The following is a 16,617-nucleotide window of genomic DNA, read 5'->3' as shown; positions in this document are numbered from 1 at the left end:
CGAAGCGTTGAAGCTTAAAATCGTCGAATGCCACGAGAAGCTTAAAGGCATTTATGGATACCGCAGAGTGAAGGTATGGCTAAAGCGTACCTACGCCATTCATATGAATCACAAGCGTGTACAGCGACTCATGGGCGAGCTGGGACTTCGAGCAGTTATTCGGAGGAAAAGACCTTACTATGGCAAGAAAGAGGCTTACGTGATCTCTGACAACCACCTGAATAGAGAGTTTACAGCAGAGCAGCCGAACCAGAAGTGGGTCACGGATATTACGTACCTTATCTTCGGTGGACAAAGGCTGTACTTGTCTGCGATTAAAGATCTGTTTAACAATGAAATTGTAGCGTACCAGATTAGCTCGCGGAATGATCTAAAGCTGGTGTTGGATACAGTCAAAAAGGCGAGAAAACGGCGGGACACCAAAGGTGTTCTTTTGCACAGCGACCAAGGATTTCAATACACTAGCCGCCAATACAGTAAACTACTGGAGCGATATGAGATAAAGGCAAGCATGTCCAGAAAGGGTAACTGCTGGGACAATGCCTGTATGGAGAACTTCTTCGGTCATTTTAAATCCGAGTGTTTCTATCTCCACTCCTTTCACTCTGCTAAGCAGGTGAGGCATGCTGTGCAGCAATATATCCGCTTTTACAACCATGCACGTTTCCAAACGAAATTAAACAACCTGAGTCCTTATGAATACCGAACTCAGGCTGCTTAAATATTGCTTTTTAATTACTGTCTACTTGACAGGGGTCACTTCATTTGACCAGGGCGGTCTATTTCTTTTTGTGGATAATGATCTGGGCACTCTCTGTAAAAGCGCAGATTATTCTTGGCGTAACCCCGAGCGCTCTGATGTCATGTTTGATCACTTCCTTAAAAAGCTCACGTATAAAGAACCCTCCTGCCTCTATATAAGGTCAAGACCAGACTTTGCATAATTTTGCCACAAATGTAAGGCTGATGTAGCAATAATCAGGGCCATCGCCAAAGCGATTGGGTAAATGATGAGTAGAGCCCTGGAAAGGAGGCTGTACCAGATGAAGAAAAATGCCAAAATTCTGTTCTTTGTCTTTTTGTTTGCCGTTGTAATGATCATGTTGTTCGGCTGGGTCCTGCCTGTGGTTTTTCAGTACTATCTCCACAATACATACATAAGAGGAATAACCCTGCTGCTGATTTTCAGTATTGTGGTGCTTGCCAAACGGTTTACCTGGAAAAACAACATTGTATATCTCATCGCTGTATTCACACTGTTCAGCATGATGATCGACACGGCAGGCAATCCTGTTTTTAACAAACCGCTGGAGTGGATGGTGTCGCCTGTAGGGGAGCTGCAGGTCATGCGGGATATCAATAATTATGCGCCCGGCGAATATGCTATTACGGATAATATCACGATTTTGAAGCATAGTGGTGAGGTACTCGAGCTTAGTACGATCTGGCTGTATTTGTACCGGTTTGTGCAGTATATGGTCCTGTACTCGATCGTCGGGACGCTGCTTGGCGCCATTGCCGGAAGGAGACCGCAGCGGGAGATGGCATTGATTCAGGCCGCGGGCGATCAGCCTCTGACAGCAGAACAGGAGCAGCGGGCCGCCGCTGAAATGAAGCGCAGAGCGGAAGCCGGGAATGCGCCGCATCTTCCTCCTGATGATATTCTGGATACGGTGCGCCAGATGAAGAAGGACGGGAAGCTCATTCAGGCAATCAAGCTTGTCCGTCAGCATAGCAGCCTGTCACTGGGTGAGGCGAAGCAGTATGTGGAGCGGTTATAGGCTGAATGAAAGTTAAAGAATACCTGTGGCTATAGGCTGCGGGTATTTTTTATCGGGAAGGCCTTAGAAAATTCCGGTGTGATCATTTATACTGGGTAAAGTGACATTTTATCGAAGGAGCCCCGAATCCATTATGAATAAAAAAGAAGTAGCGCATATCCGCAAGCAGTTTAAGCTGGACCATGATTTGCTAAGCCTGTACGATATTCTGAACGTATATGTTATGAAGGAGACCAACGAGATTTACCACTGGGAGCGCCTGCCGTTCGGGCTTGTGGACCGGGAGAAGCAGGAGCTGTACATGGGCAATTTCAAAAAACTGCTGTCCGGTGAGCTGGACCACAAGCTGTTCGAGCTGAAGTTTCAGGAGGAGGCGGAGGAGCCGGCCAAGGTCATGCTGCACCAGGGGCTGATCACAGGTGATCCGGAAGAGTGGCAGGACCTGATGCTGATGCTGGTGGACCGGATGCTGGCAGATACCAAGTATGAAAAAGACACCGTAATCACCTTCGTACGCGGACAATACCACCGGCCGACCAAAGCCAGAAATGAAGAAAGCGAAGAGAGCGAGAAGAACGAGACGTTTGCCCACCAGTTCATTCTGTGCAGCGTGAACTCCACAGAGCAGCAGCGTAAAAATCTCATGTTCGACTATGTCGAACGGGAGTTCAAGTATAACGTCATCGTGGATCCGATTGTGAAGCTTAGCTCGCCGGAGCAGGGGTTCTTTTATCCGAGTGTGACGGACAATTATTCGGATATTAACCGCGTGCTGTACTGTACGGGCAAATCGAATTATCCGGACCCGAAGTTCATTGAGCAGGTGCTGAACGCGGAGACTTCTGTGACAGCGATGGAAGAGAGAGCCTATTTCGAGGACATCGTAAAAGAGATTGCCGGCGAGCATCTGGATACGACCACTATCGCCCAGGTATATGAGCAGATCCAGCAGGTTATTGAGGATGGCCAGGGTGAGGAAGAGCCGGCTACGCTGGATTTCAAGGATGTGGAACGGGTCCTGAAGGTAAGCGGGGTAGAGGACGTTACGGCTGAGAAGGTGGAGCGGGCCTTCGAAACGATCATCGACGACCGGAACTACGAGATGAAGGCCGCTAGTGTAATCCCGAAATTCACCACCAAATCAATCAAAATCGAGACCAAGGTAGCCACCATCTCCGTCAGCCCGCAGGATCTGCGGTATGTTAAGCAGGTTAATTATCAGGGCAAACGCTGCATTATGATTGAGGTTGATGAGGATGTTGTGATTGAAGGGTTTACGCTTAGTACGGAGGTTTTGTAATTACATTTGACTGATCTGAGATGTTGATTCTATTTTTTCAGGAATGTAATATATACAATGCAAAGAGAGCCGTGCGCGAACACGACTCTCCGTAGCAACAGCCGCCTATAAGGGCGGAGGCTTAAAACAGGATAGGGCAGAGATAGACCGCTACCTTTGGTCAGGGCGGTCTATTTCTTTTGGAGGTCGTTCAGCAGGTCAACAATGAACATGCCGAACATGAACATCAGTGAGAGCCCCTCCTTTTTTGGACTCACCAAAGAATTTTGCCGCTGCCTCCCGGATAGCAATCTCCTCTTGCATATCAGCAATCAGCTTGTTCTACACTATCCCTCACTACACCCAGCCTGTAAACTCCAATATCGACGCCTTTGCCGACTGCGCCTCGGACTGTGCACCCTTGCGCCACTCTTTGGGCGAAGCGCCCATCAGCCGGGAGAAGCAGCGGTTAAAGCTGGAGATGGAATGAAAGCCGACCTGCTCGGAGATGGAGAGGATGGAATCATCCGTGCTTTTTAGCTGCTTGCAGGCTTCTTCAATCCGTGTACTGGTCAGGAAATCGAGCGGGGCGGTGCCCATGATTTCATGGAATTTTCTGCGGAAATGGGTGGTGCTCAGGTGGCATAGCTCGGCCAGAAAATCAATCGTGATCGGCGTCATGTAGTGTTTCGTAATGTACTCCAGCGCCGGAGAAATTACAAATTCCCCTTTCAGGCTCTGGTCACTCTCCGGCTCAGGCAGAAGTTCATTCGCAGAATAGATTCTCAGCAGCTCAATATAGAGGGATTGCAGTAAACCGTAGGCACTCTCCTGGTAATAGGGCCGCTGCTGCTTCAGCTCCTCCACTATGGAGGTGGCCAGATAATAGACTTTGGGATGCTGCTCCTTGCTCAGCACGCAATTGCGGCCCTGAACCCTCCACAGATTAGGCTCGACGCTGCTGTAAGCGCTTTTGAAGGAATGCTGGAACAGCTCCTCCGGTGAGAAAAAAAGATAGGACCACAAGCTGGCCGAATCCTTCGAGCTATAGGTGGTATGGGGCAGGAAGCGCGGCAGAAAGGTGATATCCCCGGCCTTAAAAGGAACGGCTTCCCCTTTAATCTCCATGATCCCGCTATCCGAATAGCAGATGCCGATTTCCAGATGGTTGTGAAAATGCAGATGCTCCGATTTGATGTCGGAGATTCTCCAGCGGTCCCCGCTCAGCAGCAGGACTGGAAACTGAATCGGCAGACTGTAGTGGCGGTACTCGATGACGGGCTTCTTTTTTCTGGGCATATCCGAAAGGCCCCCGTTCCCATATATAGATTATTAGTTGAAGGTACATTATGGTAGCTAGAATGATAGCATTGTGCCGGCGTTAAGAGAATGGGAGAGAAATCCCAACTTTTTGCGAAATTAATTATAAATGATCGAAATTGCGCAGGTTTGCTATGAATATGCTTAGAATATGACTATTATACACCTTACAATAGAATTCATAAAGCGTTTACAAACTGTCAGACGGCTCTCAATCGCCATTGGGGGACCGTGTGCGAAGGAGAGGGGAATTTCAATATGCTTCAACTGGATTATGAGAAGGAACTGATTTTGAGCGTTATCGACAAGGTTACCAAGAAGACGCTTGCTATGGACTTAACATGGGACTGGCCTTGCGGCGTAGCTTATTACGGGGTATCGAGAGCCTACAAGGTTACTGGAAACAAGGAGTACCTCGACACGCTGATCCGCTGGGCAGATGAATATATTGAGCTGGGCCTGCCAACCTGGACGGTTAACACCTGTGCGATGGGACACATGCTGATTACGCTCTACGAAGAGACAGGCAACCAGAAGTACTGGGATATTGTAATGAGCAAGGTCGACTATCTGCAAAATAGCGCACTCCGCTTCGGAGACAACGTGCTGCAGCACACCGTATCGGCGAACAATGATTTTCCTGAGCAGGCTTGGGCGGATACGCTGTTCATGGCAGCATTCTTCCTGCTGCGTGTCGGCAGCAAGCTGAAAGACCAGACTTTGATTAACGATGCCCTGAACAATTACTACTGGCATATCAAATATCTGCAAAATCCAAGCACCGGCTTCTGGTACCACGGCTATAACAATGTGAAGAAGGATCATATGTCCGGGTTCTACTGGGGCAGAGCGAACGCTTGGGGTGCTTACACCATGTCGCAGGTTAAGCCGCTGTTGCACGACTGGTACCTCTACCCGCAGTGTATGGATATCGAGTGTTCGCTGCGCGACCAGCTGGCTGCACTGAAGCTTGTACAGACTGAGAACGGCCTCTGGCGCACCGTGCTGAATGATGAGGGGTCCTATGAGGAAGTGTCTGCATCTGCAGGTATTGCTGCGGCAATGGTTAACAATGGCAATCCGCTGCACACCAAATATGTACAAAAGGCACTTAAGGGCATTCTTGAGAACATCAGCGAAGACGGACGTGTACTTAATGTATCCGGCGGCACTGCTGTCATGAAGGACCGTGAAGGCTACTGCAACATTCCAAAAGACTGGATCCAGGGCTGGGGCCAAGGCTTAGCGCTTGCCTTCCTGTCCGACATGATTCAATAGGAGGTAAGCAACTTGACCAAACATACAAAAGGCTCTTTTACCCTGCCGGGCGAATCCGGTTATGAGAAGCTGACACTGGAGCTGGCTGAACGCTGGGGCGCGGATGTGATCCGTGACAGTGACGGCACCAAGCTGTCTGATGAAATTATCAACGCAGGGTACGGCATCTATTCTACGATCTGTATCATCCGTGATCATAATGCATGGGCGGCGCAGAACCAGGATAAGCTGCAGCAGTGCTTCCTGATCACCAATCCGAAGGTTGCCGTACAGGATTACTTGTCTATCTATGTAATGGAGGATTTCTTCGCTGACCAGTTCAGAGTGAATGACTCCAAAGAAGCGTTCAAATACTGGCAGGTTACCGACCGGACGACCGGGGAAGAGCTCCCGCGCGAGCAGTGGAACTATGACCGTGAATCGGGAAATGTCGTGCTGACCGGGATTACGCCTTGGCATAAATACACCGTCAGCTTCATGGCTTACCGGATCTGGGAAGAAATCTCCATGTACAACCACACCACGAACAACTGGACCAAAGATCATCTGATGCAGATTGATCCGATGTACACTGAGACTCAGGAGTATATGCTGGACTGGATGGAACAATGGTGCGTGGAGCATAAAGAGACAACGGTAGTCCGCTTTACTTCGCTGTTCTATAACTTCGCCTGGATCTGGGGCAGCAGTGAGCGCAACCGCCACCTGTTCTCCGACTGGGGTTCATATGATTTTACCGTGAGTGCAAGAGCGCTTGATCTCTTTGCCAAAAAATACGGCTATTCCCTCACCGCTGAAGATTTCGTTAACGGCGGCAAATACCGTGTCAGCCACATTCCGGCCGAGCAGCGAAAGCTGGACTGGATGGAGTTTATCAATGATTTTGTCATCGGCTTCGCCAAGCAGCTCATTGATATCGTGCACAGTCACGGTAAGCTGGCTTATGTCTTCTATGATGACAGCTGGGTCGGCATGGAGCCTTACAATGACCGCTTCGAAGAATTTGGCTTCGACGGCATGATCAAATGCGTATTCTCCGGTTATGAAGCCCGGATGTGCTCCGGCGTCAAAGTGGATACGCACGAAATCCGTCTGCATCCTTACCTGTTCCCGGTTGGACTGGGCGGTGCCCCTACCTTCATGGAAGGCGGAGACCCTACACTGGATGCCAAGAAGTACTGGATCAATATCCGCCGCGCCCTGCTGCGCGAGCCGATTGACCGGATTGGACTTGGCGGCTATCTGCATCTGGTTGAGCCATACCCGGATTTCTGTGACTACATCGAGAAAATTGCCGACGAATTCAGAGAGATCAAAGAGCTGCACAGCAAGGGCAAGCCTTACCAGGTGAAAACCAAGGTAGCGGTGCTGCACAGCTGGGGCAAGCTGAGATCCTGGACGCTGTCCGGCCACTTCCACGAAACCTTTATGCATGATCTGATTCATATCAATGAAGCATTGTCCGGTTCACCGGTGGAAGTGCAATTCATCGACTTCGAGGACATCCGTCAGGGCGTACTGCAGAATGTTGACGTTGTGATCAATGCCGGTCTGGCCGGTTCCGCCTGGAGCGGCGGCAAGCACTGGAATGACAGCAAAGTGGTCGATCTTCTGACCAAGTGGGTATACGAAGGCGGTACGTTCATCGGGGTGAACCAGCCTTCCGCAGTAGAAGGCTATGACACGTACTTCAGAATGGCGCATGTACTTGGCCTGGATGAGGATACTGGAGCCAGAGTTGTACATGGCAGATGGGCGTTTGAAGCCAACGATGAGCTGGGCCTTCTGCCGGAAGGCGCAAGCATCGAAGCGAAGCAGGGCATCTATCTGACAGATGGAGCAGCTTCGGTCGTGCAGCAGTCGGGCGGTAGAATCACACTGTCCTCGAACGCTTTTGGCAAAGGAAAAGGGATCTACCTGCCTTCCTTCGAGTTCAACCTGGAGAATACGAGACTGCTGCTCAACCTGATCCGTTATGCGGGCGGCGAGCTGAATGACAGCAAGTACATCACGGATAACCTCTACACAGAGTGCGCTTACTATCCGGAGAGCAAGATTCTCGTTGTGATCAACAACAGCTCGGAGACCCAGAAGACCTCGGTTGAGACGGAGTTCGGCGTGCAGACGCTGGAGCTTGCTCCATACGATACTGTGATTAAGACGATCGGCTAATTGATTTGTTTGGTAAAAAAGCTCAAGCCCGCGGCGGTCTGCCGGGTGCTTGAGCTTTTTGCTGTTGATAGATGTGTGAGGGGAGCAGGAGCCGCTGGGCTAAAAATATGATAGGATAGGAGTACATTATTACCGCCATGGGGCTAGAAAAGAGAGAAGCATGAGAATCATTATTTCACCTGCCAAGAAGATGAAGATCGACACCGATGTATTTACGGAGCGGCAGCTGCCGCAGTTTATCAGCGAAACAGAATCGCTGCTGGCGGCCCTGCAAAAGCTGAATTATGATGAGTTAAAAAAGATTTGGAAATGCAATGACGACATCGCTGCACAGAATGTGGAGCGGATTACCCATATGAATCTGGAGCGGAATCTGACGCCGGCGGTATTCGCCTATGAAGGCCTGCAATACCAGTACATGGCGCCGGGTGTGCTGCAGAGTGAGGAGCTGGAGTATCTGCAGGAGCATCTGCGGATTCTCTCCGGGTTCTACGGGATGCTCCGGCCGTTCGACGGAGTGGTGCCTTACCGGCTGGAAATGCAGGCCAAGCTGGCCGGACCCGGCTTCAGCTCGCTGTACAAGTTCTGGAACCGGAAGCTGGCGGACCAGCTGTTTGCCGAAACCGACTGCATCGTGAACCTGGCCTCCAAGGAGTACAGCAAGTGTATCTCTCCGTACCTGGGCGGGAACGTTCGTATGGTTACCTGCGTGTTCGGACAAGAGGTCAAAGGGAAAATCACCGAAAAAGCCACCTTCGCCAAAATGGCCCGGGGCGAAATGGTCCGCTTCATGGCCGAGCGGCAAATCAGCCGCGTGGAGGAGATTAAGGAGTATAAGGGGCTGAACTTCGCTTACTCGGATGAGCTGTCTGATGAAGGGACTTATGTGTTTTTGCAGGGGTAGTGGAAGAATAATGCGATAAGTGATAGTACGGGGCAGGATGACCCCATGTCCCTTATTTATTTTTTTCGGAGTCCCCGGCGTACATTATCATATGCTGTAGGTCGATAATCATATTGCAGCCTTTAAGAATATCCAAACCAATGAGACCGTTAATATAGTTAATGTCTTCATGAAAAATGCCAAAATCAATAGGAATATTTTTCAAGAATAAATCGCCTATTTTAATTTGATCAACATGTTTTTGAAAAGTGTATTCATCCCCGCCAATACCAAAGTTACGTATAAGCTTATCTCCGTTTTCGAACTTGATTCCAATTTCATTTACAACATCAGAGGACAGAAGTGAGTGGGCTGCTCCCGTATCGATTACTAGGTTTTCGATAGTCAGAGAGCGGCCTTTGTAATAAATCACCATAGATGTTTGAAGTAAACCATTAATATAGTTAATCTGCATATTTTTTAGTCCTGTACAAAGGATGATGTCTAAGCTCAATGGCTATTTTCTCTTGTCCGGTATGATATACAACATTATTGTTTTTACAGCTAAGTAGTAACCTGGTAGCTTCATTAGGATCTTCTATTGCCCGTACCAGAGCAACGTCGTCTACAAATTGAATGTTATCTTTAGTATGTGAATCTAGTATTTCAAGTAAGACATATTGATTAGGATATATTGTACGCACTTCTTGCCACTGCATCAGTATCACGCTCCAATATAAGGTCTTAATACATATTATTATACTCTATTTAAACATCTATGCCTGTGGAGGAATTACCAAAGCCCTTGTGGAAATATTAGGATAATACATTGATGTACTTGATCTCCTATAATCTATTCTTCACGGAGGATCATAATGGACAAATCTGCCCGTTTCAAGAAGTCCATCCTTTACATAGAAGAACATCTGCACGGCGAGATTAGCCTTGAGCTGGCGGCACAGGCCGGATACACCTCCCTGATGCAGCTATACCGGGACTGCTACACCTACACCGGGCATTCGGTAAAGGAATATATCCGCAAACGCCGGCTGTCGGTTGCTCTTTCCCGGATCAGAGCAGCAGAGCTGCCGCTGGCTGAGATTGCCTATGCTTGCGGCTACAGCTCCCAGCAGGCTCTATGCAAATATGTGAAATCCGCCACAGCCATGACCCCGCTGGAATACCAGAAGAATGATGCCTGCTACTACTTCCCCGCATATGACAGCCAGCCTGTAAGGCAGGTAACGGTTACTACGGACACTATCCCCAAGACACTGCAGACCGCTTTTTATTACCCTGAACCAGACGGCATTGAACACCGGGCATTGCAAGCGCTGAGCGCTCTTTTGCCGGGATATAAAGGAAGAATCTTTGGCAGGGGCGGGCAGCCGCGCAGCGGGGAGTTCTGTTATAAGCTCACTGTAGAATATGACTATGAGTTAATGGACAGCTTTGCTGGAAGTGTTTTTCAGGAAGCTGTTATGCAGCCGGAGGTCACCCGAACCTTTGCCAAAACAACAGTTGCTCATAAGGAGGCTGAGATTACTGAGGCCTGGAACTATCTTTACGGGGATTGGCTGAGATTGAGTATGTTCAAGCAGGCTGAGGGCGGCTATTTCGAAGAGTATATTTGCAAGGGGAGTGCAGTGAACAAGCTGGTTTTGTACCTGCCGGTGGTCAAGCGGCCGGATTATAGCCGTATCCGCGTAGCGTATTGTGATGACCGTTTGTTTCTGACGGCAAGCCGCTCAGGAGAGGACGCCGAGGAACAGGCGGCAGCAGCAGTAATCTCATACTTATCCTTGCATAATCCCGGTGCGATAAAAGAAGACGGGGAATTCTACGTGTCTCAGATTGGTCCGGGTTGTACGTGTGGCGTGAGGTTGGAATCAGCTCCGGTACTGCCGGCAGATTGCGGACTTGAGCTTTTGCAGCTTACCGCAGGCCATTATGCCGTATTGGAGAGCAGCTGCTGCAGTGACGGCAGGGTGTTCGGGGAATGGCTGGACAGCTGGATCAGAGAAAATGGATGGAATAGGGGAAAGGGCCCACTTTTACTACATATGAGATTAACGGCAGTCATGACCCGGAGAGAATTCAGATGAGGGTATGGATCAGGCTGGAAAATGTTAAAAACCGATAATACCACAGGCCTGAATGTATATAAAGTTGAGATATGAAAGGAGCTGGACTGCAAATGAGCTTGAGGAAAACGGACCTGCCGGAGCAGGTTTCGGAAGGTTACAGCCCCCGGGTAAAGCCGGCAATCCTGAGAATGGTGGAGGAGATGAGCCAGATGGTGCTTCCAAATGAAGTGTTCGTAGAGCAGGTTACTGAATTATGTACGATTGTGGATCGGCCGGAGATGAAAATTGTCGGAATCGCGCTGACGGTAACGTTCGAAAGCCGAGGATACGGGGGATTTTATGGATTTGAGCATGCCAGCTGTATTTTGAATGATTACTTTTATACGAAAAAGCTGATTGCGGAAGGCGATATGGCCCTGCTCTCCGGCATCATCAGCAGCAGACTCAAGGGCGGAGCAGAGGTTGTTACCGTGCGGACTGAGGTTAAGGGTGACGGTAACTACAAGGTGATTGTGGGCTATGAGGTAGACAGTCTGGAGGGCTTGCCCGAATATTTGCCGGAATATACGGAGACGCTTACAGTACCGGCCTGCCGGTATGCCAAGGTGCTGATTAATGAGAACGGGCGGGAAGGACAGCCGGGTTACGGGGAGCGTATGCATGCGGATGAGTATTTTGTGAATGATTTCCGCAAGGATACCAGCTATGTGTATAATCCAACCGGCATCGGGTTCAATACATATGACGGCACGGGAGAGATTCTTACCAAATATGAACCGGTTATGACGGCACAGACGGTAGCTGAACGCTACGCCTCCCTGCGCTTTAAGGCAGTTACTCTGCCTGAGATGAAGATCGCCTGCAGCATGACCGTGCCGGACAGTGAGGAGTTTGTGATTACGAAGTATTTTGGCGTGCAGGATCAGGTGTTTGCCACGGAAGCAGCCAAATATTATCTGCATGATTACTACGGGTTTCCGGTGGCCAGCGGCCAGGAGGGGGAATATAATTCCTGCTTCGGAACAAGGGTCAGCTCGTTCGCCGGACTTCCGGATTGCGTAGAAAAGCTGACTCTTCCGGGCGGCCTCTATCTGCACATCAGCCAGCTTGAGGTGAACGGCGACAATCCCGGTATTCCTTATGATGCTGCGTTTAATCATCTGGAGGAGCTGTATCTGTCCGGGCATCCCGAGTATCAGCGCGACTGGAGCAGACAGGTCATCGCCCGGTTCCGGCAGGCTAATGCGGCTTCGGTGTTTGTTCCGTTGATTATGTGAGGTGGTGAGATGCAAGATGAAGCAAGATGAAAGGTGAGTGAAGAGGCCCTTCCCGGCGGGAAGGGTTTTTTCGGCTGGGAAGGGAATCTGTATGTATGGTGTATAATGGCGCTAAATATGATGTTGAGCTGGGTGCTGTCCATGGTCGAGAATTTTTGGGATATGCATGAGATTGAACGGGCGGTAAAGATCCTTGCTGATGATTTTTTGCGTATGGAGGTTGAAAAAGTAGAGTTTCTGGAGATGCCGACGTACGAGGAGACTAAGGTGTCTTATGAGCGTGATTATGCGCCTTATGCAGGCTGAGGGAGAATGAATCATGACTTTTGAAGTACTTGTGGCAGTTCCTATTGTAGTTGCTCTTATTATATTAATCTGGTGTACAACTGTAATTATACGGAGAAAAGCAATCCGGAAAACACTGGGTGATCAGCTGCTGATCGTCAGAGATGCAAAATTTATTTTTGACGTCATTTTTGGAGTGGTATTTTTAGGCATCGGATTATTTCAAGTGATCCGGTTCTATGGAGCAGAGGGCGGCATAGAGCTATTGTTTCTATTTTGGCCGATGTACTTAATCCTTTTGGCACCTGTTTATTTTGTAAGAGCGTTTAGTAAAATTGAGATTTATGAACAAGGCATCCTAACAAGAGATAGCATGTGGAGATGGGAGCAGACAGAGAAGGTTTTTATAAAAGAAGAGGGCAATTCTGTAACAGTCAGGTTTAAACTGAAACGCGATCGGCTTAATAGCAAGAAGGTCACCATAAATAAAAACGAGAAAGAGAATGTAATAACGGTGCTTAGTGATGTTTTTAAATTGTGAAGAAGATACCTCAAGGAGGATAAACAGCTATGGCGAAACAACGCAAGATAGAAGAAGTGTTGAAGGAATTGTCCAAAGAAGAATTAATTGCAATTATTGCTGAGGTTGCCGGGCAGGATGAGGTGTTTAAGAATACACTCCTATTAAAATATGGTTCAGGGGATCAGCCGCGTCTGCTGAAAACCTTCCAAAAGCTTATAAAAACGATTGTGAAGCAGTACACAGGCAGGGAAGGATTCATCCCTTACCGGCAAACAAGAAGCTTCGCAGCAGACCTAATTGCTTTGCTGGAGAGTAAGAGGAGTGTAAGCGATGATAAGCTGAAGCTGGAAATGGCTTTAATGGTGCTGGAAGAAGGAGTAGAGGCCTTTCAGTATGCTGATGACTCGGACGGCGAGATCGGGGGACTGGTGGATGAGGTTTTGGATCAGATCGACGGGCTTGCTGAAAGTCAGCAGACGGCAGATGAGTCCGTGCGGAAGCATTTTTTAACACGCCTGATCAAAATGAGCCAAAATGCTGTGTTCGACGGTTGGGATGATTATCCGGTTACTCTGCTGCGGATATGTACTGTATTTGCTGATGAGAAGAAGCTCAGAGAACAATTGCTGGCAGCTATCGGAGCGCAGCTTGCAGCCAATGCCGGTAAGGAGTATGTAGAGTATTCAAATGAGGCGTTGCAAGGAATTCAGTTTGAGCTTATCGATAAATATAGCTCCGCAGAAGAAGCTGATAAGTATATGCAGGAACATCTTCATCTGAATTCATTTAGGAAATTGGCCATAAAGAAAAGCATGGAGGCTGGTGACTACCGGCGGGTAATCCAGCTGGCGGAGCAAGGGGGACGGGGAGACAGAGCCGACTTTAAAAAAGCGAAATACGAAGCGTATAAGGCGCTGTCGCTAAAGGAAGAGCAGAAGCAGCTGGCTAAAGAGCTTTTGCTGGATGGGGACTACGAATATTACGCTGAGCTTGAAGCATTGTCTGAAGGGGATAAGGAGGAGTTTTACCGTGGCATTCTTGCAGAACTCAAACAATCGGATACATGGTCTGCCGATGCGCTCTATACGAAGCTGATCTCAGATAAAAATGATCTTGCAGAGATACTGGCTTATGTAAAAGCTAATCACGGTGCGATTGAGGAGTATGCTGCCCGGTTGTCAGCAGCCTACAAAACGGAAGTGGAAGAAGTATACCTCCAGTATATTTACGATACCGCCGCTGCCGCTTCAAACAGGAAAAAGTATTGGAATGTCTGTCAAATGCTTAAACGCTACGGAAAGCTGGCCGGCAAGTCCAGTCAGAACGCCATTATTCAGGAGGTGCATGAGAAATATTATAACCGGCCGGCTTTGTTGGACGAGCTGTCTAAGCTTTGATTGAGGGGGCATATTAACGCCCCTCCTGTCATTCTGTCGATTGCTCCGTCATCAGCCCCCAGCGGAAGCCGAACTTGTCAACCACTGTAGCCATACAGGAGCTGTACGTTGTGCTGCGCAACGGGTGAATGATGCTGCCGCTTTCCTTTAACGTTTCGTAAGCCTGTTTCACCTGATCGTCCGTTTCAAAGGTAATGGTCAGAAAAAGAGCGGTGTTTCCGGGCACCCCGGGTCCAATTTCATCCGCCAGCATTATGCGCTGTTTGCCGATAACAGCCTCTGCATGATACACGTAGTTCCGCTGCTCAGAAGTTAAGCTGAAATTCCAGTCCTGTGGATCTGCGTCTGCATAATACAGGAGGAAATTCATTTGCAGACCAAACGCTTTTTGATATAAACCGATTGCTTCTTCACATTGTCCGTAAAAATGCAGAGTGGGCGTAACAAGCATGAGTATCAGCTCCTTTTATAGTTCAATAAGAAGGGTTCCCTGTTAAGATACCTCTGGCAAAAGCGTTCATCAACATAAGGAGTGGTTTGGGATAAGCCTTCATGCTCTAGCGCTCACAGCTCCATCCGTATTATTTTTCAATATTCTACCATGTTACTTGCGAGGAGTATGCTTACTATAATGAACAATCTGTGGAGAGAGACGGCATGAGTGTGTGGAGAAGGAAGGGCTTGGAGCTATTCTATGATTTTAGACATACATTTACCGGTAAAGAGGATACGATATATACCCTGATGGTCCAGCTGCGAAGCCGGGTAGAGGATGCCCCTCTGAAAAAGGATACGGAGGAGCTGGACAAGATTTACGGAAACGTGGAGTGGTGCTTCAATCAGCGGAAACGCTGCTTTGACCTCTGCAACGCGGCGGCAGTGGGGTTCTATGAGCATTTGGTAGAAGAGGGGAATACCAGGTTTGCGATTCCTTACCGGGTGCCTGGATGTTGCGGCGTGAGGCAGAGAAGTATAAAGAGCTGGTACTGGAAGTTTGAGTGTTAGGGTTGGCGGATAGGGTGCGGTCGGCTAGAGTGTGGAAAAAGGGGAAATCCCGTTGTTTGCGCACAACGGGTGCGAGTTGGCAAAATCAAAGGCAAAAATGCCTCTGATTCCGCCTGTGTGAGGCGAAACGGCCAAATGAAGGGCAAAAATGCCTTTGATTTCGCTTGTCTGAGGCAAAGTGGCGAAATGAAGGGCAAAAATGCCTCTGATTCCGCCAGCATGAGGCGAAATGACGAAATGAAGGGCAAAAATGCCTTTGATTTCGCCTGCGTGAGGCGAAACTGCGAAATGAAAGGGAAAAATGCCTCTGATTTCACCCATATGAGGCGAAATGGCGAAATGAAAGGGAAAAATGCCTTTGATTTCGCCTGCGTGAGGCGAAACGGCAAAATCAAAGGCAGAAATGCCTCTGATTCCGCCCGCATGGGGCAAATCGGCCAAATGAAAGGGAAAAATGCCTCTGATTTCGCTCGCGTGAGCGGAAAGGCATTGTGCACGGGTCGCCGCTAACCCGCAAGCTCCCAGACATGTGCCAGCCAGGAGCCTCACTCCGCCGGAGCATGCTTTTTCCACTTCCGGATCTTTGCCCGGAAGGTTTTGAAGGGGGCGGCCGAGTTGATGTGAATCCAGCGGGCCATCGGCCAGTTGTCCTTGCTGCCTGTCCACGAGCGAGCCCCTTGAGAAAACAGCTCTTCCTCCGTCAAGCCGCCTATCCAGGCCAGCCACTCCTGCTCGGCCTGCCGAAGCAGCTCCCGGAGTTCGGTGAGTGTGTATTCCTCGTACTTTTGATAGAATGACTGGTACAGTCCGCCCAGCTGGTTCCATTTATAGTCCGCAGACGGCATCGTCACACTCTGGCCTGCAAGCTCCGCTTTATCCCAGCCCATAACGAGATGTAGCCAGCCAAGCTGATAGGCGATAATTTCGCCCGGTGTTTTGTCTACTTCAGATATTCGCGTGTTCCTGTAACGGTCGTCGATTCCTGTAAACTCGGCATCAAACAATATGTAGTTAGTATGGATCGTATCCAGCAGCTCCTGCCTAGAGCTATATTCATAGCTTGCCATGCTATCCATATCCCTCCGTATATATTTAACTCCGTTATACCATACAGCAATGACACCAGTATGTCCGGTTTAACTCAATTAACACTATTAATCAATCCAGCTGAACCGTTTGCCGCCTCACGCGAATCCCCTCACTCCAGCCTACCCCGCGAACTCCGGCCCACCACCACACCCGTCAACCCGCGACTTCCGCTACACTACCAGCCCCCAGCCACTCCCGCACACCCGCGAACTCCGGCCCATCGTCCCCCCAGCCACTCCCG

Annotated in this window: 17 protein-coding genes; 13 read left to right on the top strand and 4 right to left on the bottom strand. The window is 49.2% G+C overall.

From position 1 onward, the window contains the following. From AWJ19_RS08880 to AWJ19_RS08870, 3 genes are all read left to right on the top strand, one after another. The coding region (locus AWJ19_RS08880) for an IS3 family transposase (protein ID WP_068723020.1) at positions 1-721 on the top strand (721 nt) is incomplete at its 5' end. 322 nt (positions 722-1,043) lie between these two features. Next, positions 1,044-1,781, top strand: a complete 738-nt coding sequence (locus AWJ19_RS08875; protein WP_068723018.1) for a hypothetical protein — start codon at positions 1,044-1,046, stop codon at positions 1,779-1,781. A 133-nt stretch (positions 1,782-1,914) separates the two neighbouring features. After that, the gene (locus tag AWJ19_RS08870) at positions 1,915-3,081 is read left to right on the top strand and encodes a DUF4317 domain-containing protein (RefSeq protein ID WP_068723016.1); all 1,167 of its coding nucleotides are present in this window, start codon (positions 1,915-1,917) and stop codon (positions 3,079-3,081) included. A gap of 336 nt (positions 3,082-3,417) precedes the next feature. On the opposite strand, the gene AWJ19_RS08865 is transcribed toward AWJ19_RS08870, so the two are convergent. Continuing rightward, positions 3,418-4,359, bottom strand: coding sequence for an AraC family transcriptional regulator (locus tag AWJ19_RS08865; protein ID WP_068723014.1), 942 nt, complete (start codon positions 4,357-4,359; stop codon positions 3,418-3,420). Positions 4,360-4,638: 279 nt separating this feature from the next. On the opposite strand from AWJ19_RS08865, the gene AWJ19_RS08860 reads away from it, so the two are divergent. The 3 genes from AWJ19_RS08860 (at position 4,639) to yaaA (ending at position 8,734) form a co-directional block, all read left to right on the top strand. Further along, on the top strand, positions 4,639-5,658 hold the full coding sequence (locus AWJ19_RS08860; RefSeq protein WP_068723012.1) for a glycoside hydrolase family 88 protein: 1,020 nt from the start codon (positions 4,639-4,641) through the stop codon (positions 5,656-5,658). A gap of 12 nt (positions 5,659-5,670) precedes the next feature. Next, positions 5,671-7,830 carry a 1,3-beta-galactosyl-N-acetylhexosamine phosphorylase gene (gnpA, locus tag AWJ19_RS08855; RefSeq protein WP_068723009.1) on the top strand — a complete coding sequence of 720 codons (2,160 nt, stop codon included), beginning with the start codon at positions 5,671-5,673 and terminating at the stop codon, positions 7,828-7,830. 160 nt (positions 7,831-7,990) lie between these two features. Then, positions 7,991-8,734 (top strand): peroxide stress protein YaaA, encoded by a 744-nt coding sequence (yaaA, locus tag AWJ19_RS08850; protein WP_068723007.1) that lies wholly within the window; start codon positions 7,991-7,993, stop codon positions 8,732-8,734. 52 nt (positions 8,735-8,786) lie between these two features. On the opposite strand, the gene AWJ19_RS08845 is transcribed toward yaaA, so the two are convergent. Next, positions 8,787-9,227, bottom strand: coding sequence for a retropepsin-like aspartic protease (locus AWJ19_RS08845; protein ID WP_241781664.1), 441 nt, complete (start codon positions 9,225-9,227; stop codon positions 8,787-8,789). 361 nt (positions 9,228-9,588) lie between these two features. On the opposite strand from AWJ19_RS08845, the gene AWJ19_RS08835 reads away from it, so the two are divergent. From AWJ19_RS08835 to AWJ19_RS08815, 5 genes are all read left to right on the top strand, one after another. After that, a complete protein-coding gene (locus AWJ19_RS08835) occupies positions 9,589-10,818 on the top strand; it encodes a helix-turn-helix domain-containing protein (protein WP_068723001.1) in 1,230 nt (409 codons plus the stop codon). Positions 10,819-10,910: 92 nt separating this feature from the next. Then, positions 10,911-12,077, top strand: a complete 1,167-nt coding sequence (locus AWJ19_RS08830; RefSeq protein WP_068722999.1) for a GyrI-like domain-containing protein — start codon at positions 10,911-10,913, stop codon at positions 12,075-12,077. A 33-nt stretch (positions 12,078-12,110) separates the two neighbouring features. After that, positions 12,111-12,383: a hypothetical protein gene (locus AWJ19_RS08825; protein ID WP_068722997.1), complete on the top strand. Its 273-nt coding sequence runs from the start codon at positions 12,111-12,113 to the stop codon at positions 12,381-12,383. A gap of 13 nt (positions 12,384-12,396) precedes the next feature. Continuing rightward, positions 12,397-12,903: a hypothetical protein gene (locus AWJ19_RS08820; protein ID WP_068722994.1), complete on the top strand. Its 507-nt coding sequence runs from the start codon at positions 12,397-12,399 to the stop codon at positions 12,901-12,903. A gap of 29 nt (positions 12,904-12,932) precedes the next feature. Then, positions 12,933-14,282: a hypothetical protein gene (locus tag AWJ19_RS08815; RefSeq protein ID WP_068722992.1), complete on the top strand. Its 1,350-nt coding sequence runs from the start codon at positions 12,933-12,935 to the stop codon at positions 14,280-14,282. A 28-nt stretch (positions 14,283-14,310) separates the two neighbouring features. Here AWJ19_RS08815 and AWJ19_RS08810 read toward each other — a convergent pair whose 3' ends face one another. Beyond that, positions 14,311-14,733: a VOC family protein gene (locus tag AWJ19_RS08810; RefSeq protein WP_068722991.1), complete on the bottom strand. Its 423-nt coding sequence runs from the start codon at positions 14,731-14,733 to the stop codon at positions 14,311-14,313. 206 nt (positions 14,734-14,939) lie between these two features. On the opposite strand from AWJ19_RS08810, the gene AWJ19_RS08805 reads away from it, so the two are divergent. Continuing rightward, a complete protein-coding gene (locus tag AWJ19_RS08805) occupies positions 14,940-15,287 on the top strand; it encodes a hypothetical protein (RefSeq protein ID WP_068722989.1) in 348 nt (115 codons plus the stop codon). 135 nt (positions 15,288-15,422) lie between these two features. Then, a complete protein-coding gene (locus AWJ19_RS08800; RefSeq protein WP_068722987.1) occupies positions 15,423-15,797 on the top strand; it encodes a hypothetical protein in 375 nt (124 codons plus the stop codon). Positions 15,798-15,832: 35 nt separating this feature from the next. On the opposite strand, the gene AWJ19_RS08795 is transcribed toward AWJ19_RS08800, so the two are convergent. After that, positions 15,833-16,354 carry a ClbS/DfsB family four-helix bundle protein gene (locus AWJ19_RS08795; RefSeq protein WP_068722985.1) on the bottom strand — a complete coding sequence of 174 codons (522 nt, stop codon included), beginning with the start codon at positions 16,352-16,354 and terminating at the stop codon, positions 15,833-15,835. Positions 16,355-16,617 lie beyond the last annotated feature (263 nt).

Origin of the sequence: Paenibacillus sp. DMB5 (assembly GCF_001517085.1) — a bacterium.
In the GTDB taxonomy this organism is placed as follows: domain Bacteria; phylum Bacillota; class Bacilli; order Paenibacillales; family Paenibacillaceae; genus Paenibacillus_AQ.
This window is presented reverse-complemented; position numbering and strand designations above follow the sequence as displayed.